Origin of the sequence: Halomonas borealis (assembly GCF_004798905.1) — a bacterium.
GTDB classification, from domain to species: Bacteria; Pseudomonadota; Gammaproteobacteria; order Pseudomonadales; family Halomonadaceae; genus Halomonas; species Halomonas borealis.
Genome location: NZ_SDMO01000006.1, coordinates 99,646 through 120,272, shown reverse-complemented (window position 1 = coordinate 120,272; position 20,627 = coordinate 99,646). Strand labels below are relative to the sequence as shown.

Annotated in this window: 21 protein-coding genes and 1 tRNA gene; 5 read left to right on the top strand and 17 right to left on the bottom strand. The window is 67.2% G+C overall.

Translation table 11 applies throughout. The features are described 5' to 3' along the window. Positions 1–17: 17 nt before the first annotated feature. The 10 genes from ispG to ETC07_RS08045 form a co-directional block, all read right to left on the bottom strand. Entirely contained in the window at positions 18–1,133 is a 1,116-nt protein-coding gene (gene ispG / locus ETC07_RS08090; protein ID WP_136247994.1) for a flavodoxin-dependent (E)-4-hydroxy-3-methylbut-2-enyl-diphosphate synthase, read from the bottom strand. Positions 1,134–1,141: 8 nt separating this feature from the next. Then, positions 1,142–2,143: a RodZ domain-containing protein gene (locus tag ETC07_RS08085; RefSeq protein ID WP_136247993.1), complete on the bottom strand. Its 1,002-nt coding sequence runs from the start codon at positions 2,141–2,143 to the stop codon at positions 1,142–1,144. A gap of 27 nt (positions 2,144–2,170) precedes the next feature. Further along, entirely contained in the window at positions 2,171–2,881 is a 711-nt protein-coding gene (pilW, locus tag ETC07_RS08080; RefSeq protein WP_136247992.1) for a type IV pilus biogenesis/stability protein PilW, read from the bottom strand. 101 nt (positions 2,882–2,982) lie between these two features. Next, positions 2,983–4,110 carry a dual-specificity RNA methyltransferase RlmN gene (gene rlmN / locus ETC07_RS08075; protein WP_136247991.1) on the bottom strand — a complete coding sequence of 376 codons (1,128 nt, stop codon included), beginning with the start codon at positions 4,108–4,110 and terminating at the stop codon, positions 2,983–2,985. Positions 4,111–4,236: 126 nt separating this feature from the next. Then, entirely contained in the window at positions 4,237–4,662 is a 426-nt protein-coding gene (gene ndk / locus ETC07_RS08070) for a nucleoside-diphosphate kinase (RefSeq protein WP_136247990.1), read from the bottom strand. Positions 4,663–4,826: 164 nt separating this feature from the next. After that, a complete protein-coding gene (locus ETC07_RS08065; protein ID WP_136247989.1) occupies positions 4,827–5,153 on the bottom strand; it encodes a HesB/IscA family protein in 327 nt (108 codons plus the stop codon). Between the two features lie 60 nt (positions 5,154–5,213). Next, complete coding sequence (locus tag ETC07_RS08060; RefSeq protein WP_136247988.1) at positions 5,214–6,362, bottom strand: aminotransferase class V-fold PLP-dependent enzyme; 1,149 nt, start codon at positions 6,360–6,362, stop codon at positions 5,214–5,216. A gap of 20 nt (positions 6,363–6,382) precedes the next feature. Continuing rightward, entirely contained in the window at positions 6,383–6,853 is a 471-nt protein-coding gene (locus ETC07_RS08055) for a Fe-S cluster assembly transcription factor (RefSeq protein WP_136247987.1), read from the bottom strand. A gap of 106 nt (positions 6,854–6,959) precedes the next feature. After that, a complete protein-coding gene (gene cysE, locus ETC07_RS08050) occupies positions 6,960–7,838 on the bottom strand; it encodes a serine O-acetyltransferase (protein ID WP_136247986.1) in 879 nt (292 codons plus the stop codon). Positions 7,839–7,948: 110 nt separating this feature from the next. Further along, on the bottom strand, positions 7,949–8,719 hold the full coding sequence (locus ETC07_RS08045) for an RNA methyltransferase (RefSeq protein ID WP_136247985.1): 771 nt from the start codon (positions 8,717–8,719) through the stop codon (positions 7,949–7,951). Between the two features lie 171 nt (positions 8,720–8,890). On the opposite strand from ETC07_RS08045, the gene ETC07_RS08035 reads away from it, so the two are divergent. Continuing rightward, the gene (locus tag ETC07_RS08035; RefSeq protein ID WP_136247983.1) at positions 8,891–9,685 is read left to right on the top strand and encodes an inositol monophosphatase family protein; all 795 of its coding nucleotides are present in this window, start codon (positions 8,891–8,893) and stop codon (positions 9,683–9,685) included. Between the two features lie 226 nt (positions 9,686–9,911). Next, on the top strand, positions 9,912–10,268 hold the full coding sequence (locus tag ETC07_RS08030; protein ID WP_240724594.1) for a hypothetical protein: 357 nt from the start codon (positions 9,912–9,914) through the stop codon (positions 10,266–10,268). A gap of 99 nt (positions 10,269–10,367) precedes the next feature. On the opposite strand, the gene ETC07_RS08025 is transcribed toward ETC07_RS08030, so the two are convergent. Then, positions 10,368–11,252 carry a LysR family transcriptional regulator gene (locus ETC07_RS08025; RefSeq protein ID WP_136247982.1) on the bottom strand — a complete coding sequence of 295 codons (885 nt, stop codon included), beginning with the start codon at positions 11,250–11,252 and terminating at the stop codon, positions 10,368–10,370. 115 nt (positions 11,253–11,367) lie between these two features. Here ETC07_RS08025 and trpB point away from each other — a divergent pair, with 115 nt between their 5' ends. Beyond that, positions 11,368–12,588 carry a tryptophan synthase subunit beta gene (gene trpB, locus ETC07_RS08020; RefSeq protein WP_136247981.1) on the top strand — a complete coding sequence of 407 codons (1,221 nt, stop codon included), beginning with the start codon at positions 11,368–11,370 and terminating at the stop codon, positions 12,586–12,588. A 13-nt stretch (positions 12,589–12,601) separates the two neighbouring features. After that, on the top strand, positions 12,602–13,441 hold the full coding sequence (gene trpA, locus ETC07_RS08015) for a tryptophan synthase subunit alpha (RefSeq protein ID WP_136247980.1): 840 nt from the start codon (positions 12,602–12,604) through the stop codon (positions 13,439–13,441). A gap of 80 nt (positions 13,442–13,521) precedes the next feature. Here the strand turns inward: trpA and secF are convergent, their stop codons facing one another. From secF to queA, 5 genes are all read right to left on the bottom strand, one after another. After that, the gene (gene secF, locus ETC07_RS08010) at positions 13,522–14,445 is read right to left on the bottom strand and encodes a protein translocase subunit SecF (protein WP_136247979.1); all 924 of its coding nucleotides are present in this window, start codon (positions 14,443–14,445) and stop codon (positions 13,522–13,524) included. Between the two features lie 9 nt (positions 14,446–14,454). Then, entirely contained in the window at positions 14,455–16,302 is a 1,848-nt protein-coding gene (gene secD / locus ETC07_RS08005; protein ID WP_136247978.1) for a protein translocase subunit SecD, read from the bottom strand. 145 nt (positions 16,303–16,447) lie between these two features. Then, a complete protein-coding gene (gene yajC / locus ETC07_RS08000) occupies positions 16,448–16,783 on the bottom strand; it encodes a preprotein translocase subunit YajC (protein ID WP_136247977.1) in 336 nt (111 codons plus the stop codon). Positions 16,784–16,864: 81 nt separating this feature from the next. Beyond that, on the bottom strand, positions 16,865–17,983 hold the full coding sequence (gene tgt, locus ETC07_RS07995) for a tRNA guanosine(34) transglycosylase Tgt (RefSeq protein WP_205742524.1): 1,119 nt from the start codon (positions 17,981–17,983) through the stop codon (positions 16,865–16,867). 127 nt (positions 17,984–18,110) lie between these two features. Then, a complete protein-coding gene (queA, locus tag ETC07_RS07990) occupies positions 18,111–19,151 on the bottom strand; it encodes a tRNA preQ1(34) S-adenosylmethionine ribosyltransferase-isomerase QueA (protein WP_136247975.1) in 1,041 nt (346 codons plus the stop codon). A gap of 156 nt (positions 19,152–19,307) precedes the next feature. On the opposite strand from queA, the gene ETC07_RS07985 reads away from it, so the two are divergent. Continuing rightward, positions 19,308–19,394, top strand: a tRNA-Leu gene (locus ETC07_RS07985). A 53-nt stretch (positions 19,395–19,447) separates the two neighbouring features. On the opposite strand, the gene ETC07_RS07980 is transcribed toward ETC07_RS07985, so the two are convergent. Continuing rightward, positions 19,448–20,464 carry a tyrosine-type recombinase/integrase gene (locus tag ETC07_RS07980; protein WP_136247974.1) on the bottom strand — a complete coding sequence of 339 codons (1,017 nt, stop codon included), beginning with the start codon at positions 20,462–20,464 and terminating at the stop codon, positions 19,448–19,450. Positions 20,465–20,627: the final 163 nt, after the last annotated feature.

Below are 20,627 nucleotides of genomic sequence, written 5' to 3'. Positions count from 1 at the left end.
CTCCTTGTCGGCACGCCTCAGGCGTCCCGGGCGATGACATCCTGCTCGGCTTGTTCTTTCTCGCGGACCTTGTCGCGGATCATCCGTTCGAGGTCGTCGACCAGGTGGTCGTTGCGCAGCTTGCTGGCCGGCTTGCCGTCGATGTAGACGAGGTTGGCGGGGCTGCCGCCGGTCAGGCCGATGTCGCTTTCCTTGGCCTCGCCCGGGCCGTTGACGACGCAGCCGATGACCGAGACGTCGAGCGGTGTCATGACATCTTCGAGGCGCTCCTCGAGTTCGTTCATGGTGCCGATGACGTCGAAGTTCTGGCGCGAACAGCTCGGGCAGGCGACGAAGTTGATGCCCTTGGCCCGCAGTCGCAGGCTCTTGAGCATGTCGAAGCCGACCTTGACCTCCTCGACCGGATCGGCGGCCAGCGATACGCGGAGGGTGTCGCCGATGCCATCCATCAGCAGCATGCCGAGCCCGATGGACGACTTGACGGTGCCCGAGCGCAGGCCGCCGGCCTCGGTGATGCCGAGGTGCAGCGGCTGCTCGATGCGCGCCGCCAGGTCGCGGTAGGCGGCCACCGCCATGAACACGTCGGAGGCCTTGACGCTGACCTTGAAATCGGGGAAGTCGAGGCGTTCGAGATGGTCGATGTGACGCATCGCCGACTCGACCAGCGCCTCGGGGGTCGGCTCGCCGTATTTCTTCTGCAGGTCCTTCTCCAAGGAGCCTGCGTTGACGCCGATGCGGATCGGGATGCCGTTGTCACGGGCGGCGCTGACCACGGCCTGGACGCGGTCTTCGCGGCCGATGTTGCCGGGGTTGATGCGCAGGCAGTCGACGCCGAGCTCGGCGACGCGCAGGGCGATCTTATAGTCGAAGTGGATGTCCGCGACCAGCGGGACGTCCACCTCGCGCTTGATGCGACCGAAGGCCTCCGCGGCGTCCATGGTCGGTACCGAGACGCGCACGATGTCGGCGCCGGCCGTCTCCAGCTGGCGAATCTGCGCCACGGTAGCCGCCACGTCGTGGGTGTCGGTGTTGGTCATGCTCTGCACGGAGATGGGGGCGCCGCCGCCGACCGGCACCTGGCCGATATGGATACGGCGAGACTGGCGACGGGTGATGGGCGATGTAGCGTGCATGGTCGGACTCATTCTCCCAGAGTGAAACGGGCGACGTTGTTGGCGCCGGTGTGCGAGGCCAGATCCACGGACTCGCCTTGCCAGGTCAGCGCGACGCCGGTGGCGTTGCCCACGGTCAGGCGGAAGGGCGGCTCGCCCTCGACGCGGGCCGTGGTGTCGGCCTCCTGGAGGCCGACGAAGACGCGTTGGTCGTTGGCGTCGAAGATCTCGGTCCAGGACGATTCGTCGAAGGTCAGCTCCAGCACCCGCGGATCGCCGGCCGTCTCGGCGGCGGCATCGTCGCCGTCTTCGGCCACGGCGACGCTCTCGGCATCGCTGGACGCGTCGCTGTCGGTGTCGGGCGTCGCCTCGTCGGCGGGCTCGCTCGGCGCGGCGGGGGTGTCACCTTCGGCGTCGTCCTCGACGGAGCCCGCCTCGGTCTCGGCCGGGGCGGCCTCGTCGGCGCTGGTGGTGGCGACCTCGCGGGTCCAGTCGCCGGTGCTGTCGTCGAGCTCGTCGCTCGTCGCGTCGCCGCCCTCGGTGATGGTGGTGCCGTCGAGGCTGTCCACCGCGACCGGGGCATTGTCGCCCGGGGTGGGCGGTTGGCTGCCGCCGCGGCTTTGCCACCACATCAGGGTCAGGCCGATCAGGCCGGCGATCACCAGCACGGTCGCCAGGCGGAACAGCCAGGCGCCGAGCCGCGAGGGCGGCTTGTTGACCACGTGCACCGGGGTGACCCGGGTCTCCGCATCGTTGCCGCCGTGGCGTGCCTGGTAGGCGGCCAGTACCTGCTCGGGGTCGAGCCCCAGCAGGCTGGCGTAACTGCGCAGGTAGCCACGCCGATAGGTGGCGATCGGGACCTCTTCATAGTGGTCATGCTCCAGGCCGTCGATCACGGCCAGGCGCAGGTTCAGGGCCTCGGCGACCTCGCCACGAGACAGCGCCAGGGCATCGCGCTGGCGGCGCAGCAGTTCGCCGGGAGAGGCCTGGGAGGCGGCTGCGTCGGGCTCCGAATAAGGGGTGTCGCTCATGCATGCATCCTTCATGGAAAAACGGCGTCAGGGCGCGTCAGCGGGGGCCGTCGACGATTCGCTCGCGAGGTCCTCGGACAGCCGTTGTGCCGCCGGCGTGGCACCGGCTCGGCGCCGGTAGCCCTGGAGCTGCTGCTCGGCAAGCGCGTAGCGGCCCTGGTCGTACTCGAGCTGGGCGAGGCGCAGGTAGCTGTTTGCGCGCCGCGGATCGATGCGCTGGGCGCGCCGCAGGCTCTCGCGGGCGGCCTGGGTATCGCCGCGACGGCGCTGGCACTGGCCCAGGTTGGTGAACAGCTGGGCTCGGTTGGCGTACTGAGTGTCGGCAGTAGCCCGTTCGAGCTGCTGGCAGGCCTCGCGGATACGCCCCTGATCATACAGGAAGGCAGCATAGTTGTTGCGTGCCTGGGTCAGTTCGGGGGCGGCCTCGAGCGCGCGACGAAAGGTCTCGCCGGCGAGCGACGTCTCGCCCTGACGCTGGTAGACGATGGCCATGGCCTGCAGCGCCTCGGGGGCGTCGGCGTCGAGTTCCAGGGCGCGGTCCAGGGCCGAGAGCGCGCGCGGCAGGTTGTTGCGCTCGAGGTAGGCGGTGCCGAGCCGGGTGTAGGCGGCGACCGGTTCGCCGGTGTCCGTCTGGGGTGCCGTCACGCCGGGCCGTGTGGCGCAGCCGGTCAGCCAGAGGACGCTCGCCAGGACGACGGTGACGGATAGCTGTCGGGAGCCGTGCGGGCGGCGTGTCATGGCATCCTCGCTGGGCGGTGGCATGGGGCCTTCGACCGTGGGTGAAAAAGGCCCGACCATCAAAGCGTCGTGCCCGGTGGAAGTCAAGGCGCTCCCCGAGCTCAGTCGGCGTCGATCTGGATCGACTGGATGTAACGGGCATGGCGCTTGGTGCGGTCCTTGACGCGGCCCACCAGCTGGCCACAGGCGGCATCGATGTCGTCGCCGCGGGTGGAGCGCACCGGCGCGGTGTAGCCCAGGTCGGCCAGCCACTGCTGGAAGCGCATGGTCTGGTTGCGCGACGGCGTCTCGTAGCCCGAGTGCGGGAAGGGGTTGAACGGGATCAGGTTGATCTTGCAGGGCAGATCCTTGAGCACCTCGGCGAGCTCGCGCGCGTGCTGCTGCTGATCGTTGACGTCCTTCATCATGGTGTACTCGATGGTGACCACGCGGGCGTCGTCGCACTTGGCCAGATAGCGTTGGCAGGCGTCGAGCAGAGTACGGATGTTGTACTTGCGGTTGAGCGGTACCAGCTCGTTGCGCAGCTCGTCGTTGGCCGCATGCAGCGAGATGGCCAGGCTCACGTCGAGCTCGTCGCCGAGGCGATCGAGCATCGGCACCACGCCGGAGGTGGAGAGCGTGACGCGGCGCTTGGAAAGGCTGTAGCCGTTGTCGTCGAGCATCAGCTTCATCGCCGGCACGACGTTATCGTAATTCAGTAGCGGTTCGCCCATGCCCATCATCACCACGTTGGTGACCGGGCGGTTGGCGGTGTCCTTGCGCGGGCCGAAGCTGTTGCTGGCGACCCACACCTGGCCGATGACCTCGGCGGCGGTGAGGTTGCGCTGGAAGCCCTGCTTGCCGGTGGAGCAGAAGCTGCACTCCAGCGAGCAGCCGACCTGGGAGGAGACGCAGAGGGTACGGCGCTTGCCGTTCTCGGCGGGGATCAACACCGTCTCCACGTAGCTGCCGTCCTCCACTTCCAGCACCCACTTGCGAGTGCCGTCGCTGGAGGAGCCCTCGTAGACCACGCTGGGTCCGCGGATCTCGGCGACCTCCTCGAGACGCGTGCGCAGCGCCTTGGAGAGGTTGGTCATGGCCGCGAAATCGTCACAGCCCTCGTGATGGATCCATTTCATCACCTGAGCGGCACGGAATTTCTTCTCGCCGATGGAAAGGAAGAAGGCTTCCATCTCCTCGCGCGTCATGCCGAGCAGATTGGAGCGTTGGGAAGCATTGGTGGCGGTCATGGGCGGTCAGCGGAGTCGGTGGGGCAAGATGCGGGGGCACGATCGCCCCCGCTCGGCAGTGAGGCTGCCATGGCGGAAGGAAACGGCCGATCGGGCCGCCGGTGCGGCCATCGATCGGCGTCTCCCTCAGCGGGGGCAGATCTCGCTGTCTTCGAAGAAGTAGGCGATTTCACGTGCCGCGGATTCCGGCGCGTCGGAGCCGTGGACGGCGTTGGCGTCGATGGACTCGGCGAAGTCGGCGCGGATGGTGCCGGCCTCGGCTTCCTTCGGGTTGGTCGCGCCCATCAGGTCGCGGTTGGTGGCGATGGCGTTCTCGCCTTCCAGCACCTGCACGACGACCGGGCCGGAGGTCATGAAGCCGACCAGCGCGCCGAAGAAGGGACGCTCCTTGTGCTCGGCGTAGAAGCCTTCGGCCTTCTCCTGGGAGAGGTTGATCATCTTGGCGGCGACGATCTTCAGGCCGGCCTTCTCGAAGCGGCTCTCGATCTCGCCGATGGCGTTCTTGGCGACGGCGTCGGGCTTGATGATGGACAGGGTGCGTTCGGTAGCCATGGTGTGTCTCCAGTTGGGGAAGTCACGAGCGTTGACGGCCTCGTGCCGCCCCGGGAGGGCCGGGGCGGCACGAGGCCGGAGAAAGAGGCAGTTCGGCGCCGGGCGCCGAATTGGTCGCAGAGTATACCGTCCCCGGGCGACGATGGACAATCAGTGGCACGGGCTCAGACGCTGAAGCTCTCGCCGCAACCACATTCGTCCTTGACGTTGGGGTTGTTGAAGCGGAAGTAGCGGTTGAGGCCTTCCGAGACGTAGTCCACTTCGCTGCCGTCGAGGACTTCCAGGGCTTCCGGGGCCACGTAGACCTTCACGCCGTGTTCCTCGACGATGATGTCGTCGTTGGCCGCCTCGTCGGCGAAGTCGAGCACGTAGCTGTAGCCGGAGCAGCCGCTGGGCTTGACCGAGACCCGCAGGCCCAGGCCGTGGCCGCGCTCGCCGAGCACCTGACGGATCTGGTCGGCGGCGGCGGTGGTGATCGAGAGTGTCGCCATGATGTTTCTCCTGCGGAGTCAGAGGTCGTGTACGAAACGCTGGCCGTCACGCGCTGTGGGTCAGCGGCGCAGGCCGAGCAAGGCGTGTCGCAGGGCCTCTAGGGTGCGGTCGATGTCGGCGTCGGTGGTGAAGCGTCCGAAGCTGAAGCGTAGCGAGGCCAGCGCCAGACGGCGCGGCACGCCGATGCCCTTCAGTACATAGGATGGCTCGACGCTGGCCGAGTTGCAGGCCGAGCCGGTGGATAGCGCGATGTTGCGCAGCGCCATCAGCAGTGATTCGCCGTCGACGCCCTCGAAGGCCAGGTTGAGGATGTTGGGCACCGCCTGGTCGATCGTGGTGTTGTGATGAACGCCTTCGAGGTCATCGAGCCCGGCGAGGAAGCGGTCGCGCAGGGCCTGGATGCGTGCCTGGTCCTGCTCGCCTTCGGCGGTCGCCAGGGCGAAGGCCTCGCCCATGCCGGCGATCTGATGGGTCGGCAGAGTGCCGGAACGCATGCCGCGCTCGTGGCCGCCGCCGTGGATCAGCGCGGCGAGGCGTAGGTCCGGGTCGCGTTTCACGTAGAGCGCGCCCACCCCCTTGGGGCCGTAGGCCTTGTGGCCGGAGAGCGACATCAGGTCGATGCCCTGGGCGGCGACGTCGAGCGGGATTCTCCCGGTCGCCTGGGCGGCATCGGTATGGAAGACCGCGCCGCCTGCGTGAGCCACCTCGGCCAGGGTGGCCAGGTCATGCACGCTGCCAAGCTCGTTGTTCACCGCCATCAGCGAGACCAGCACGGTGTCGTCGCGCATGACGGAGCGCAGCGCCTCGGGGGAGATCCGGCCGTCGGCGTCCGGGGCCAGCCAGCTGACCTCGAAGCCTTCGGTCTCCAGCGCCTTCGCCGTGTCGATCACCGCCTTGTGCTCGATGCTCGAGGTCACCATGTGCCGGCCGCGCGCGCGGTTGGCGCGCATGTAGCCGGTCAGCGCGAGGTTGTTGGCCTCGGTGGCACCGCTGGTCCAGACGATCTCGCGCGGGTCGGCGCCGATCAGGTCGGCGACCTGGCGGCGGGCGCTCTCCACGGCCTGTTCGGCCTGCCAGCCGGGCATGTGGCTACGCGAGGCCGGGTTGGCGAAGGTGCCTTCCAGGGTCAGGTAGCGGCTCATGACCTCGGCGACCCGCGGGTCGACGGGGGTGGTGGCGGCGTAATCGAGGTAGACGGATGCGCTCATGGTTCAAACCGGTAAGAGGATCAGGACGAGACGGTGGGGATCTGGTTGTCGTCGAGGCGTTGCCGCTGGCGCGTGGCGATGCGGCGGAATTCCTCGCGACCGGCCAGCTGGCCCAGGGTCACGCTCTCGAGATAGCCGTGGATCTGGTCGGACAGCTCGTTCCACAGATGGTGGGTCAGGCAGGTATCCCCCTGCTGGCAGTCCGACAGGCCACCACAGCGGGTGGCGTCGACCGATTCGTTGACCGCGTCGATCACCCGGGCCACCGAGATGTCGGCCGGCGCCAGCGCCAGCAGGTAGCCGCCGCCGGGGCCGCGCACGCTGTCGACCAGCCCACCGCGCCGCAGGCGGGCGAACAGCTGCTCGAGATAGGACAGCGAGATCTCCTGGCGCCGCGAGATGTCGGCGAGGCTGGTTGGGCCTGCGTCGGCATGCATGGCCAGGTCGAGCATGGCGGTGACGGCGTAGCGTCCCTTGGTGGTCAGGCGCATGGGGGTATTACCTCGGTGCCGGTACGGGCCTCGGCCCACGGCGAGGCGGGCCGATTCCGGCGGCGTCGGATCGGGGGAGTATTATGAGGAAACCCGAGTATGAGGGTCAACCATTATGGCGCTGCTTCGCCGCCGTGTCCTGTCGTTCGGCATCGGGTCGGTCGGCGTCGGCCGGCGGCTCACCCTGGGGGCCGCAGCAGCTGTCCACGTCGGCGAGCACGTTGGCGAAGTCTTCGTCGCGCAGCTCGGGCAGATGGCTGTCGCGGAAGCCGGCGTCGATCTGGCGCAGCGCCGAGCACATGTGCTCGACGCGCTCGTCCACCGCGTGCATGTGGTCGAGCATGGCCTGCATCGAGCGCGCCACCGGGTCGGGCATGTCCTGGCTGACGCCGTAGGCATCGAAGCCGAACTTGCGGCGCATGGCCTCGCGGCGTTCGGGGTCGACCGAGAGCGGGGTGACGGTGTCGGGCTCGTCGCGCTTGACCACCTTGCCGGGGATGCCTACCACGGTGGCGCCGGCCGGCACCTCCTTGGTGATCACCGCATTGGAGCCGACCTTGGCCCCGGCGCCGACGCTGAACGGGCCGAGGATCTTGGCCCCGGCGCCGACGATCACGCCGTCTTCCAGGGTGGGGTGACGCTTGCCCTTGTTCCAGCTGGTGCCGCCCAGGGTCACGCCCTGATAGAGGGTGACGTCGTCGCCGACCTCGGCGGTCTCGCCGATCACCACGCCCATGCCGTGGTCGATGAAGAAGCGTCGTCCGATACTCGCCCCGGGGTGAATCTCGATGCCGGTGAACCAGCGCGCCAGGCTCGACAGGGTGCGCGCCAGCCACTTGAAGTTCCTGCGCCACAGCCGGTGGCTCAGGCGGTGGGCGAGCAGGGCGTGGAGTCCGGGATAGTTGGTGAGCACTTCCAGGAAGTTGCGCGCCGCCGGGTCACGGTCGAATACGCTGTTGATGTCTTCGCGCAGACGTTGAAACATGCGGCGGATCCTTGGTTGAAGAGCCTGAGGACGAGGCGCCGACGGTGTCAGAGGTCGCGACGCTGCCTTCATAGTGAGGGTGTGGCGAGCCGGCTTCAAGCGCTGGCGGCTCAGTCGTGCGCCGCGCGCTCGCCGGTGGCCGGTCGCTCGGGGTGGGCCAGTTTCTCGGTGCTCGAGAGGATGCCGCGCAGGATGTTGAGCTCCATGCGCTCCGGCCGGGCGCGCAGGGTGAAGCGGCGCAGCCGTGCCATCAGCTGGCGCGGCTGTGCCGGATCATGGAAGCCGATGGCGATCAGGGCGCGCTCGAGGTGCGTGAAGTAGTGCTCCAGTTCCTCGTGGCTGGCCAGTGTCGGGGCGTCGGACGCTTCCTGCGGGGGCTCGCCATGCTCGAGCCAGGCCAGCCGGCATTCGTAGGCCAGTACCTGCACCGCGGCGGCGAGGTTCAGCGAGCTGAAGTCGGGGTTGGTGGGGATGTGCACATGGGCGTGGCAGCGTTGCAGCTCGGCGTTGGTGAGGCCGCTGTCCTCGCGGCCGAAGACCAGCGCCACGCGGTTCTCCGATGAGGATAGCTCTTCGGGCAGCCGCTCGCCGAGCGCCCGTGGGGTGACCATCGGCCAGGGCAGGGTGCGTGAGCGGGCGCTGGCGCCGACTACCAGGGTGCAGTCGGCGACGGCCTCCTCCAGCGTCTCCACGCTGCGGGCATCATGCACCAGGGCATCGGCGCCGGAGGCGCGTGACACGGTGTCCGCGGTGAGCGCTTCGCAGCGGGGTGCCACCAGGGCCAGGTCGGCCAGGCCCATGTTGTGCATGGCACGGGCGGCGCCGCCGATGTTGCCGGGATGACTGGTGCCGATCAAGACGATACGGATGCGCTCGAGCATAGAGGGGGTCCGGTTGGGGCTGACGAAGAATGCAGGGGCGTAGTCTAGCATGCGGGCTGCGGGCTGCGGGCTGCGGGCTGCGGGCTGCGGGCGCATGGCGCGGTAGCCGTGCTTCTGCTAGGATTCGCGCCGACCCGTTCTTTAACACCACCGACTCCCCAAGGCCTGATCATGCATCCGATGGTCCAATACGCCCTGCGTGCCGCGCGCAGTGCCGGCGAACAGTTCCTGCGTATCCGTGAGCGTATCGAAAACTCTCACGAGGAACACAATCTCGACAAGCTGCTCGAGGACACCGCGCGCAACGCCGAGGCGCTGATCACGCGCCAGCTGTCCCGCGGTTACCCCCAGCACGGCGTCGTGGGTCGCTACACGCCGCACCGCGCCGGCGAAGACGAAGGGGCCGACGTGCTGTGGCGCATCGAACCCTTCCACGGCTATTCCAACCTGTCCGTCGCCGCGCCGAGCTTCGCGCTGTCGTTGGTATGCCTGGTCAAGGGCCGTCCGGAGCATGCGGTGGTGATCTGCCCCTTCAGCGATGACGAATACCTGGCCAGCCGTGGCCGCGGTGCCCAGCTCAACGGCAAGCGTCTGCGGGTTTCCCGGGCCACCGCGATTCCGGGCTCGCGCATCGCCATGAGCCTGCCGGACAGCTGGCTGCGCGAGCGCCAGCTGCCGTCCTACCTGACGGTCACCCAGCAGCTGGCGCCCCAGATTGAGCTGATGCGGGCCTCCGGTTGTGGGCTGCTGGATATCGCCGATCTGGCTGCCGGCCGCGTCGATGCCGCCTTCGTGATGGGCATCGAGGAGCAGGACCTGCTGGTTGGCTCGTTGCTGCTCAAGGAATCCGGCGCCCTGCAGGGGGTTCCGGACGGCCAACCCTCGGTCACCACCGAAGGCCAGCTGATGGCCGCCGGTCCGCGGATGTTCAAGGCGTTGCTGAAGCAGCTCAAGCCGCATTTCTGACCCGACGCCGCGTTCCAGCGACGCTCGAGACGCCCCCACGGCCCCGCCGTGGGGGCGTCTCGCGTGATGGGTCGAGGGCGTCGGATGGTGGATGTTTTCAGGGCTGTTCTAGGCGCGTCACTGGGTGTAGCTTTGGGGAGGTCGGCGGCGTTGTTGCCCCGGCTCCATGCACCCCGGCCCGCAGGCGCTCGACGCCGGGCCATGCCCCTCATTCGCGAGAGGAGTGATGATGGAACCGCTCAGCTATTACTACTATAACGTGCTGGAAAGCCTGGAGAAGCCGTGCGATGTGCCGGCCCTGCACCTTCAGGAAGGCTACGACCTGCTGTATCGCTATGGCGGCCGGGTCGAGATGGACCTGATCCGCCGAGCCGAGGCGGCCAGCGCGAATGGCGAGCCCTACCACTGGCACGAGTCCCTGGACGATGAGCAGCGCGACAAGCTGCGCCGTGCCCTGGACGACGAGAATCCGGCCAAGATCCTCAAGGTGATGCAGCGCAACGGCTACGCCGGGGTCCTCTATCACCATGCCCGCGAGGACTATTCCCCCGCTGCGGATGGCGAGGCCCAGGGCGTCGCCTAGGCGCACCCCGTCCCGACGCGGGCCCGCCGTCGCCTGATCCGGCGATACGCGGCCACGAGAAGCCTCCGGCGATCCCGGGGGCTTTTTGCTGCGCGTCGCTCAGGCAGGGTGATCCAGTTCGTGTCGTAGCCAGTCGGCCAGCCGTTCGATATCGCGTCGCGGCGGCCCCGCCGGCAACCACAGCCCGAGCCGGGCCGGCGTCTCGATGAAGCCCCAGGGCGCGATCAACCGCCCTGTGCGCAGGTCCTCCTCGACCAGGTAGGACGGCGCGATGGCGACGCCCAGGCCGACCAACGCCGCTTCGAGCATGTAATGCAGGTGCTCGAACGACTGATCATGACGCATCGTGGTGGGGGCGAGCCCCCGGGCGTCGAACCACTGCGACCAGGCCTGGGGGCGCGATTGGGTATGCAGCATCGGTAGCGCGGTCAGGTCGCAGGCCTCGGGGTGAGGCGTGGCGAGCCACTCCGGCGCCAGCACCGGGCCCATGCGTTCCGGCGCCAGCTCCACGACGCGAACGTCGTCGGGCCAGGGCGGCTCGGCGAAGCGCAGCACGGCGTCGACGTCGCCACCGAGCCGGTCGGCCATCGACTCATCGGCGGTCAGGTGCAGGTTCAGCTCCGGGCATTGAGCCTTCAGCCGATCCAGGCGGGGGATGAACCAGCGGGCGAGGAAACTGCCGGGGCAGCCGAGCACCAGCGGTGCGTCCGAGGCGCGCCGGCGCAGCTGGGTGCAGGCCTGGGTGAGCCGGTCGAAGGACGGTGAGGTCGAGGCCCTCAGCTGCTCGCCCTCCCGGGTCAGCGTGAGGCCGCGGCCCTGGCGGCGGAATAGGGCCACCCCGAGTTGCTGTTCGAGCTGCTTGAGCTGCCGGCTGACCGCGCCATGGGTGACATGAAGGGCGTGTGCCGCGCGGGTGACACTCAGCGTGCGGGCCGTTTCATCGAAGGCGCGCAGGGCATTCAGCGAGGGTAGGCGGTCGCTCACGGCGGGCTCCTGATACGTCAGCTTTTCTCACAGATTAGCGAGTAATGATCGATTATCACAGGCCGCTGGCGCGCTTTATCCTGAGCGTCATTCCCCCCGTCATGGAGTCGTTGCCATGGGTCTGTCGCACCCGCTCGCCGATACCGCCCCCGATGCCGATGGCTTCTTCGGCCGCTTCGGTGGCCGCTTCGTTGCCGAAACCTTGATGCCGTTGATCCTCGATCTCCAGGAGGCCTATGAGGCGGCGAAGCGGGACCCCGCCTTTCACGCCGAGCTGGACACGCTGCGCCGCGACTACATCGGACGCGAGAGTCCGCTCTATCATGCCGAACGCCTGAGCGACCACCTGGGCGGCGCGCGGATCTATCTCAAGCGCGAAGACCTGATGCATACCGGCGCGCACAAGATCAATAACTGCATCGGCCAGGTGTTGCTGGCCCGGCGCATGGGCAAGCGGCGCATCATCGCCGAGACCGGCGCCGGCATGCACGGCGTGGCCACCGCCACCGTGGCCGCCCGCTTCGGCATGGAGTGCATCATCTACATGGGCTCGGTGGACATCGACCGCCAGCAGGCCAATGTGCATCGCATGCGGCTGCTGGGGGCCAGGGTCATCCCGGTTACCAGCGGCGCCGGCACGCTGAAGGACGCGATGAACGATGCCATGCGCGACTGGGTCACCCATGTGGATAACACCTTCTACATCATCGGCACCGTCGCCGGCCCCCACCCATACCCGGCGATGGTGCGTGACTTCCAGTCGGTGATCGGCCGCGAGGCGCGCGAGCAGCTGCAGGCCAAGGAGGGGCGGCTGCCCGATTCTTTGGTGGCCTGCATCGGTGGCGGCTCCAACGCCATGGGCCTGTTCCATCCCTTCCTCGAGGATCAGAGCGTGCGGTTGATCGGCGTGGAGGCCGCCGGCGAGGGGCTTAATACCGGCAAGCATGCCGCCAGTCTCCAGGGCGGCAGTCCCGGGGTCCTGCACGGCAACCGGACCTTCCTGCTGCAGTCGAGCGACGGCCAGATCCAGGACGCCCACTCCATCTCGGCCGGCCTCGACTACCCGGGCATCGGCCCCGAGCATGCCTGGCTGCACGAGTCCGGGCGCGGCGAGTATGTGGCCATCGATGACGCTGAGGCGCTGGCGGCGTTCCAGGCCCTGTGTCGCCTGGAAGGCATCATCCCGGCGCTGGAGTCCTCCCACGCCATCGCCCATGCCATCCGGTGGGCGCCGAGCCTGCCGGATGACCATCTGATGGTGATCAACCTGAGCGGGCGGGGCGACAAGGACATGGATACCGTGACCCGGCACCTGGCCGATGAACTCGCAGACTGAGGGAGACGAGACGATGACCCAGCCCCACCACCGCATCGCGCGCCGCTTCGCCGAGCTCAAGGCCGCCGGCCGCGCCGGCCTCATCCCCTTCATCAGTGCCGGTGACCCCGGCTACGAGGCCAGCCTAGAGACCCTGCTGGCCCTGCCCGAGGCGGGCGCAGACCTGATCGAGCTGGGCATGCCGTTCACCGATCCGGTGGCCGATGGCCCCTCGGTGCAGGCCGCCTCGCTGCGTGCCCTGAAGGCCGGCCAGACCCTGGCCAGGACACTCGATATGGTGCGTGCGCTGCGCCAGCACGACGCCACGACGCCGCTGATCCTGATGGGCTACTACAACCCGATCCACCGCATGGGGAGCGAGCGTTTCCTGGAAGAGGCGGTCGAGGCCGGGGTGGATGGGTTGATCGTGGTCGACCTGCCGCCGGAGCACGACGAGGAGTTCGCCGTGCCGGCCCGCACGCACGGCATCGATGTCATCCGCCTGGCGACGCCGACCACCGATGCGCGACGCCTGCCGCGGGTACTGCATAATGCCTCGGGGTTCCTGTATTACGTGTCGAGCAATGGCGTCACCGGTGGCGCGGCGCCGAGCGTCGCCGGGGTGGAAGCCGAGCTGGCGGCGATCCGTCGCCATACGGCGTTGCCGATCGGCGTCGGCTTCGGTATTCGCACTCCCGAGCAGGCCGAGCGCATCGCCCGCTTCGCCGATGCGGTGGTGGTCGGCTCCGTGCTGACCGATGCCGTCGGCGAGGCGGACCGGCCGCAGGCGGGGGTGCGCCGGGTCGTCGAGCTGACGCGGGGCCTGGCCGAGGCGGTGCGCGGCGCCCGGAAGGCGCGCACCGTGGCGACTTGATCCGACGCTGAGGCACGGTGATGCGACGTAAAAAGCCACCCCGTGGGGTGGCTTTTTAGTGGGCGGGAGGAGGCTTTCCGTCAGGGCAGCTCCTCGTCGTCCGTGTCTTCCTTCTTGGCCGGGATCAGGTCTTCGCGGCTGAGCTTGAGCGGCAGCAACAGCGCCGCGGCCACGTAGATGGACGAGAAGGTGCCGACCACGATGCCGATGAGCAACGCCACGGCGAAGTGATGGATCATGTCGCCGCCCAGGATCAACAGGGCGAGCAGCACCAGCAGGGTGGTGCCGGAGGTGGCCAGGGTGCGTGACAGGGTCTGGTTGATCGCCTCGTTGAAGATCGTCGGCATGTCGTCGATACGCGACTTGCGAATGTTCTCGCGGATGCGGTCATAGACCACGATGGTGTCGTTGAGCGAGTAGCCGATCACCGCGAGTACCGCGGCCAGCACCGTCAGGTCGAACTCCAGGCCGAACAGCGCGAAGGCGCCGACCACGATGATCACGTCGTGGACCAGGGCCATCAGGGCGCCGAGGGCGAACTTGTACTGGAAGCGGGCCGCCACGTAGAGCATCACGATGCCCAGTGCCACCAGCATGCCCATGCCGCTCTGGTCGCGCAGCTGGTCGCCGACCTGGGCGCCGACGAACTCGGCGCGGACCAGGTCGACGCTGGCGCCGCCCTGGTTCAGCACATCGACGACGCGGTCGCCGACGCCGGCCTCGAAGACCTGTTGCAGGCGGATCAGCACCTCGGTGGAGGCGCCGAAGGTCTGCACGGCCACGTCCTGGAAGCCGGCGGCCTCCAGGGCGTCACGCACGCTGGCCAGTGCCGGTGCCGATGGATAGCGCACCTCGACCAGGGTGCCGCCGGTGAAGTCGAGGCCGAGGCTCAGCCCGTTGACCAGCAGGGCGACGACCGACACCAGCAGCATTGCCCCGGAGGCGATGAAGGCCAGCCGGCGCTTGCCCATGAAGTCGAGCTGTCGATTGATAAACGCTTGCATGACCTTCTCCTAGATCCAGAGCTTCTTCACGGGCTTTCTGCCATAGCACAGGTTGACCATGGACCGCGTCACCATCAGCGAGGTGAACAGCGAGGTCAGGATGCCCAGCGACAGCGTCACGGCGAAGCCCTTGACCGGGCCGGTGCCGATCGAGAACAGGATCAGCGCCACCAGCAGGGTCGTGATGTTGGCGTCGACGATCGAGGTGAAGGCTCGCTCATAGCCGGCGTGGATCGCCTGCTGGGCGGAGAGCCCGGTGCGCATCTCCTCGCGTATTCGCTCGAAGATCAGCACGTTGGCGTCCACCGCCATGCCCAGCGTCAGCACGATGCCGGCGATGCCGGGCAGCGTGAGCGTGGCGCCGAGCAGTGACATGGCGGCCACCAGCAACACCAGGTTGAAGCCCAGGGCCAGGTTGGCGATCACGCCGAATACCTTGTAGCGGATCAGCATGAAGGCCACCACCAGCAGCAGGCCGATCTGCACCGAGAGGATGCCGCGCTCGATGTTCTTCTCGCCGAGGCTCGGCCCGATGGTGCGTTCCTGGGCGAAGTAGATCGGCGCGGCCAGCGAACCGGAGCGCAGCAGCAGTGCCAGGTCGGCCGCCTCGGTGGGCGATTCGAGCCCGGTGATGCGGAAGCTGTTGCCCAGCGCACTCTGGATGGTGGCCAGGCTGATGATGCTGCGCTCGGTATAGGGCGTGCGGACGGTGGTCTCCTTGCCGTCCTCCATCACCGTGCGATCGCGGGTCTTGTGCTCGATGAACAACACCGCCATGTTGCGGCCGATGTTGGTGCGCGTCGAGCGGTTCATCAGCGTGCCGCCGGTACCATCGAGATTGATGTTGACCTGGGGACGGCCGTTCTCGTCGAAGCTACGGTTGGCGTTGGACACGCTGTCGCCGGTGATGATGACGTCGCGCATCAGGGTGGCGGTGCGTTCGGTATTGCGGAAGTCGTAGCTCTCGGTCTCGGCCTGCGGGGTATCCGGGCGGGCCTCGAGACGGAACTCCAGGTTGGCGGTGGCACCGACGATGCGCTTGGCGGCGGCGGTGTCCTGCACGCCGGGCAGCTCGACGACGATGCGTGCCGGGCCCTGACGCTGGACCAGTGGCTCGGCCACGCCCAACTCGTTGACGCGGTTGCGCAGCGTGGTCAGGTTCTGGTTGACCGCGTAGTCCTGGATCTCCTGCACGGCGGTATCGGTCAGCGTCATGGCCAGGCCGGCACCACGCTCACGCTCGAGGTCGCGGTAATCCAGATCGGGGAAGTCGCGGCGGATCAGGCTGCGGGCCTCGTCGCGGTCCTCGGCGTTCATGAAGTCCATGTGGATCGAGCGTTCCTGGACCTCGGTGTTGCGGTAGCGGATCCGCTCGTCGCGCAGGGTCTCGCGCATGGCGCTGGCGTTGACCTCGAGACGCTGGGTCAGGGCGGCCTTCATGTCGACCTCGAGCAGGAAGTGCACGCCACCGCGCAGGTCCAGGCCGAGGGTCATGGGGGAAGCAGACAGCGATTTCAGCCAGCCCGGCGTGGACTCGGCCAGGTTCAGTGCCACGACATAGTCGTCTCCGAGGGTCTCGCTGAGCATGTCGCGAGCCAGGATCTGATCGTCGGCATTGTGCAGGCGGATGAGTACGCTCTTGGCGTCGCGCTCGATGGACTGGATGTCGATATCGGCATCGGTCAGGGAGCTCTCGAGGCTATTCAGGCGGCGTTCGTCGAGGCTGAAGTCGCCCCCGTCACTGCTGATCTGTACCGCCGGATCCTCGGGGAAGAGGTTGGGGAGGGAGTAGATCAGGCCGACGAGAAGCACGAGAAGTATCAGCAGATACTTCCACAGGGGGTAACGGTTGAGCATGGGGGCCCTGCCCTCAGGTTGCTGATGATGGTTCGGACACTATGCCATCACGAGCACCGGGCGGAGCCGGTCGGCCGGGCCCCGCCTCGGTGGTCGCAGGGCGGCCCGCACGGCCGGGCGGCGGTGCGGGCGCGAGGGCATCCGATCAGATGGACTTGAGCGTGCCCTTGGGCAGAACGGAAGCCACGGCGGTCTTCTGGACGCTGACCTCGGTGCCTTCGGCGATTTCCATGGACAGGAACTCGCTATCTTCGCTGACCTTGGTGATGCGCCCCATCATGCCACCGCCGATGACGATCTCGTCACCCTTGGACAGGCCGGCGATCAGCTGCTTGTGCTGCTTGGCTCGCTTGGCCTGGGGACGCCACAGCAGGAAGTAGAAGATCAGCACGAAGCCGCCCAGCATCACGATCTGAGCGATGCCTCCACCTGTGGCGCCGGCGTCTTGGGCCATGGCCGGGGAAATGAGGAAGTCCAGCATGTACGACAATCTCCTGAGTCGCGGGAAAACAAGGCGCCGTCCATCGGCGCTCGGTGGCCGGCCGTGAGCGCCGGCCGCCGGTTAATCGGGGGCGGGGGGAACCGGCAGACCGCGCTGCGCATAGAACCCTTCCACGAAGTTGGCCAATGTACCCGCTTCGATAGCACCGCGCAAACCAGCCATCAAGCGTTGATAATGGCGCAGATTATGGATGGTGTTGAGCATCGATCCGAGCATCTCTCCGCAGCGGTCCAGGTGGTGCAGATAGGCGCGCGAGAAATTCTGGCAGGTGTAGCAGTCGCACGCGTCGTCCAGCGGACGTGTGTCATGGCGATGCTTGGCGTTGCGGATCTTGACCGTGCCTTGTTCGGTGAACAGGTGGCCGTTTCGCGCATTGCGGGTCGGCATCACACAATCGAACATGTCGACGCCGCGGCGCACGCCTTCCACCAGGTCCTCGGGCTTGCCGACCCCCATCAGATAGCGCGGCTTGTCGGCCGGCATCCACTCGGGCAGGTAGTCGAGCACCTTGATCATCTCTTCCTTGGGCTCGCCCACCGACAGGCCGCCGATGGCATAGCCGTCGAAGCCGATCTTCTCGAGGCCCTCGAGTGACGTCTCGCGCAGCTCGGGATACATGCCGCCCTGGATGATGCCGAACAGCGCCGAGGAGGAGTCGCCATGGGCGTCACGGGAGCGCTGCGCCCAGCGCAGTGACATCTCCATGGAGCGCCTGGCCTCGTCCTCGGTGGCCGGGTAGGGCGTGCACTCGTCGAAGATCATCACGATGTCCGAGCCCAGCGAGCGCTGCACGGCCATCGACTCCTCGGGGCCCATGAATACCTTGGAGCCGTCCACCGGCGAGCGGAAGTGCACGCCTTGTTCGGTGATCTTGCGGGTCTCGCCGAGCGAGAAGACCTGGAAGCCGCCGGAGTCGGTGAGGATCGGCTTGTCCCACTGGGCGAAGTCGTGCAGGTCGCCGTGACCCTCGATCACCTCAACGCCCGGGCGCAGCCACAGGTGGAAGGTATTGCCGAGGATGATCTCGGCGCCGATGCCTTCCACCGACTCTGGCGTCATGCCCTTGACGGTGCCATAGGTGCCGACCGGCATGAACGCCGGTGTTTCCACGGTGCCTCGCGGGAAGCTCAGGCGGCCGCGGCGCGCCCGGCCATCACTGGCCAGGTGCTCGAAGTTCATGAAACATTCGTCTCGCATGGAAGATCTCAATACTGGGACAAGATGCCCTGAAGACAGCCAGGTTGGCGCTTTCGATCCCCATGGCCTGAAGGTGCCTTCGAGGCAGCGCTACCGGCCGCAGGGGGAATCAGGGGGTCTTGCGGGTCAGGAACATGGCATCGCCATAGCTGAAGAAGGCATAGCCCTCGCGTACCGCTTCTCGGTAGGCATTCATCACGGACTCGTAACCGGCGAAGGAGGCGACCAGCATCAGCAGCGTCGACTCCGGCAGGTGGAAGTTGGTGATCAGGGCATCGACCACCCGCCATTCATAGCCGGGATAGATGAAGATATCGGTCTCGCCGCTATAGGGCGCGATCTCGCCGTCGGCGCTCTTCATGCAGGCGCTTTCCAGGCAGCGCACGCCGGTGGTGCCCACCGCGATCACGCGGTTGCCCCGGGCGCGGGCGGCGCGAACCTGCTCGCAAACCGTGTCGGAGACCTCGATCCATTCGCTGTGCATCTCGTGGTCCTGGATATGGTCGGCGCGTACCGGCTGGAAGGTGCCGGCGCCCACATGCAGTGTCACGAAGGCGCTCTCCACGCCCTTCTCGGCGAGCCGTTGGAGCAGCGCTTCATCGAAGTGCAGCCCGGCGGTCGGTGCGGCTACCGCACCGTCGCGGCGGGCGTAGACGGTCTGATAACGCTCGCGGTCCGAGAGCTCGTCCTCGCGGGTGATGTAGGGCGGCAGCGGCATATGGCCGTGACGCTCGAGCAGCTCCACCAGCGGCGTCTCGCCGTGGAAACGCAGCTCGAACAGCGCCTCGCGGCGGCCCTCGACCACGGCGCGGATGCCGCCCTCGAACTCCAGCTCGGTGCCGGGCTTCGGCGACTTGCTCGAGCGCAGGTGGGCCAGGCCGCGGTGGGCGTCCAGCGGGCGTTCCAGCAGCATCTCGACGCGTCCGCCGCTGGCCTTGTGGCCGTGCAGGCGTGCCGGGATCACACGAGTGTCGTTGAACACCAGCAGGTCGCCCGGCGCGAGGGTCTCGAGCAGGTCGGGGAAACGACGATGCGTGAGCGCGCCGCTCTCGCCGTCGACGCTCAGCAGCCGGCAGTCGCTGCGGCGCTCGGAGGGATAACGGGCGATCAGCGCCTCGGGAAGCTCGTAATGAAAGTCGGCGCGCTGCATGAGGTGAAACGTCCGGATAATGGGATGACAGAAGGAAGAAAGCGTCGACGGGCTCGAGCGAGCCGTGACAAGCCGCCAAGGATACCCTGTCGCCGCCGCGAAGTCAGGGGGTTGTGATTGACCTTCCGTCTCGCCTGCGTATAATACAGCGCCGTTGCCGGTGTGGCGGAATTGGTAGACGCAGCGGATTCAAAATCCGCCGCCTTCACGGGTGTGTCGGTTCGAGTCCGACCACCGGCACCATTGCAGAATCAAATGCTTAGCAGCATTTCCCTCCCTCTTCGTAGCACCCCTCCTCAGTGCTTGGTCGCAGTTTGGTCGCAGATGGCCGCATTCAGCGACGGCAGCCGCGCGCCAATATCATCGAGTCCAGCGTCGAACATGTGGCTGTATCGACTGGTCACGATCAGGCTCGAGTGCCCTAGAAGATCCCGCACCGTGGTCATGCTCTCGCCGGCCTGGGCCAGCATGCTCGCATAGCTGTGGCGCAGGTCATGGAAACGCAGTTCCTTGCGGCCGACGGCTGCGCGGGCAGTCTCCCAGGCATGGCGTAGGCGCGAATACGTAGTGGCGAACGGCAGATCCACCAGCCACGGGCGCGCGTCTTCCGGTACCGGTACCACTCGAGCCTTGCCGCTCTTCGTCTGGTCTGGTCGCAGTAGGATGCGACCACCGTGGACGTTCGAGGCATCCAGGCTGAGTAGTTCCCCCTGGCGCAAACCTGTGAGCGCTGCCAAAGCGATGACCTTCTTCTCGACCATGTTGCGGTCGGGTATGGCCTGTAGCAGCTCGCCGAGGTCCTCGGTCGTCAGGTAGACATGCCGCTCGTTCTTCGGCGATTTCTTCCTGAGCTTGTCTCCCAGCGGCTGCTCGAGCCATCCCCACTCGCGATAGGCCAGGTTGAGCACCCGTTTCACCACCTGGAGGTGGTTATTGATCGTGCTCTGTGCGCGGCCCTTCTTGCGCAAATCCCGGGCCATCTCTCTGGCCTTGTCGAGCGACTCCTGGCCGAGCATCACCCGGTCGCCCATGTAGGCCGCGACCGGGCGGATAGCCTTCACCTGGCTGGCTACGTCGTACTCATCGATCCAGCGCTCGAGGCCTTCGATGAAGGTGCGCCGTGGCTGGCGCCCCATCACCTCGCCGTGGAATTCGGCCTCGTTCAGTGCTGCTTCGCGCTTGGCCGCGTACTCGTACGCCTGGCGCTCCCCTTCTCGAGTCCCTGCAAACGTTTGTTGATGTCGCTGACCGTGGTGCGTTTCCGTGACCACCCACCGGTCGCGCTTCTCCCTGTATCGGACAGTGATTCCCATGTGTTGCGTCCCCCTGGCTGAGGGCCGCGCTTGCAGCCCTCAGAGTATGCCGCGACGTCGCCCGCCTCAAACCGGATCGCAGCACCAATTTGGTGGTAGCCGATGCGGTGCTTGTTCGAGTAGACCCAACTCAGGCTCATGGCGAGCCGCTGGGCCACTTCTT

Excerpts from the sequence above, each read along its gene's own strand:
- ispG (WP_136247994.1), bottom strand. The coding sequence starts at position 1,133 with ATGCACGCTACATCGCCCATCACCCGTCGCCAGTCTCGCCGTATCCAT.
- ETC07_RS08085 (WP_136247993.1), bottom strand. The coding sequence starts at position 2,143 with ATGAGCGACACCCCTTATTCGGAGCCCGACGCAGCCGCCTCCCAGGCC.
- pilW (WP_136247992.1), bottom strand. The coding sequence starts at position 2,881 with ATGACACGCCGCCCGCACGGCTCCCGACAGCTATCCGTCACCGTCGTC.
- rlmN (WP_136247991.1), bottom strand. The coding sequence starts at position 4,110 with ATGACCGCCACCAATGCTTCCCAACGCTCCAATCTGCTCGGCATGACG.
- ndk (WP_136247990.1), bottom strand. The coding sequence starts at position 4,662 with ATGGCTACCGAACGCACCCTGTCCATCATCAAGCCCGACGCCGTCGCC.
- ETC07_RS08065 (WP_136247989.1), bottom strand. The coding sequence starts at position 5,153 with ATGGCGACACTCTCGATCACCACCGCCGCCGCCGACCAGATCCGTCAG.
- ETC07_RS08060 (WP_136247988.1), bottom strand. The coding sequence starts at position 6,362 with ATGAGCGCATCCGTCTACCTCGATTACGCCGCCACCACCCCCGTCGAC.
- ETC07_RS08055 (WP_136247987.1), bottom strand. The coding sequence starts at position 6,853 with ATGCGCCTGACCACCAAGGGACGCTACGCCGTCACCGCCATGCTCGAC.
- cysE (WP_136247986.1), bottom strand. The coding sequence starts at position 7,838 with ATGTTTCAACGTCTGCGCGAAGACATCAACAGCGTATTCGACCGTGAC.
- ETC07_RS08045 (WP_136247985.1), bottom strand. The coding sequence starts at position 8,719 with ATGCTCGAGCGCATCCGTATCGTCTTGATCGGCACCAGTCATCCCGGC.
- ETC07_RS08035 (WP_136247983.1), top strand. The coding sequence starts at position 8,891 with ATGCATCCGATGGTCCAATACGCCCTGCGTGCCGCGCGCAGTGCCGGC.
- ETC07_RS08030 (WP_240724594.1), top strand. The coding sequence starts at position 9,912 with ATGATGGAACCGCTCAGCTATTACTACTATAACGTGCTGGAAAGCCTG.
- trpB (WP_136247981.1), top strand. The coding sequence starts at position 11,368 with ATGGGTCTGTCGCACCCGCTCGCCGATACCGCCCCCGATGCCGATGGC.
- trpA (WP_136247980.1), top strand. The coding sequence starts at position 12,602 with ATGACCCAGCCCCACCACCGCATCGCGCGCCGCTTCGCCGAGCTCAAG.
- secF (WP_136247979.1), bottom strand. The coding sequence starts at position 14,445 with ATGCAAGCGTTTATCAATCGACAGCTCGACTTCATGGGCAAGCGCCGG.
- secD (WP_136247978.1), bottom strand. The coding sequence starts at position 16,302 with ATGCTCAACCGTTACCCCCTGTGGAAGTATCTGCTGATACTTCTCGTG.
- yajC (WP_136247977.1), bottom strand. The coding sequence starts at position 16,783 with ATGCTGGACTTCCTCATTTCCCCGGCCATGGCCCAAGACGCCGGCGCC.
- tgt (WP_205742524.1), bottom strand. The coding sequence starts at position 17,983 with ATGAACTTCGAGCACCTGGCCAGTGATGGCCGGGCGCGCCGCGGCCGC.
- queA (WP_136247975.1), bottom strand. The coding sequence starts at position 19,151 with ATGCAGCGCGCCGACTTTCATTACGAGCTTCCCGAGGCGCTGATCGCC.
- ETC07_RS07980 (WP_136247974.1), bottom strand. The coding sequence starts at position 20,464 with ATGGGAATCACTGTCCGATACAGGGAGAAGCGCGACCGGTGGGTGGTC.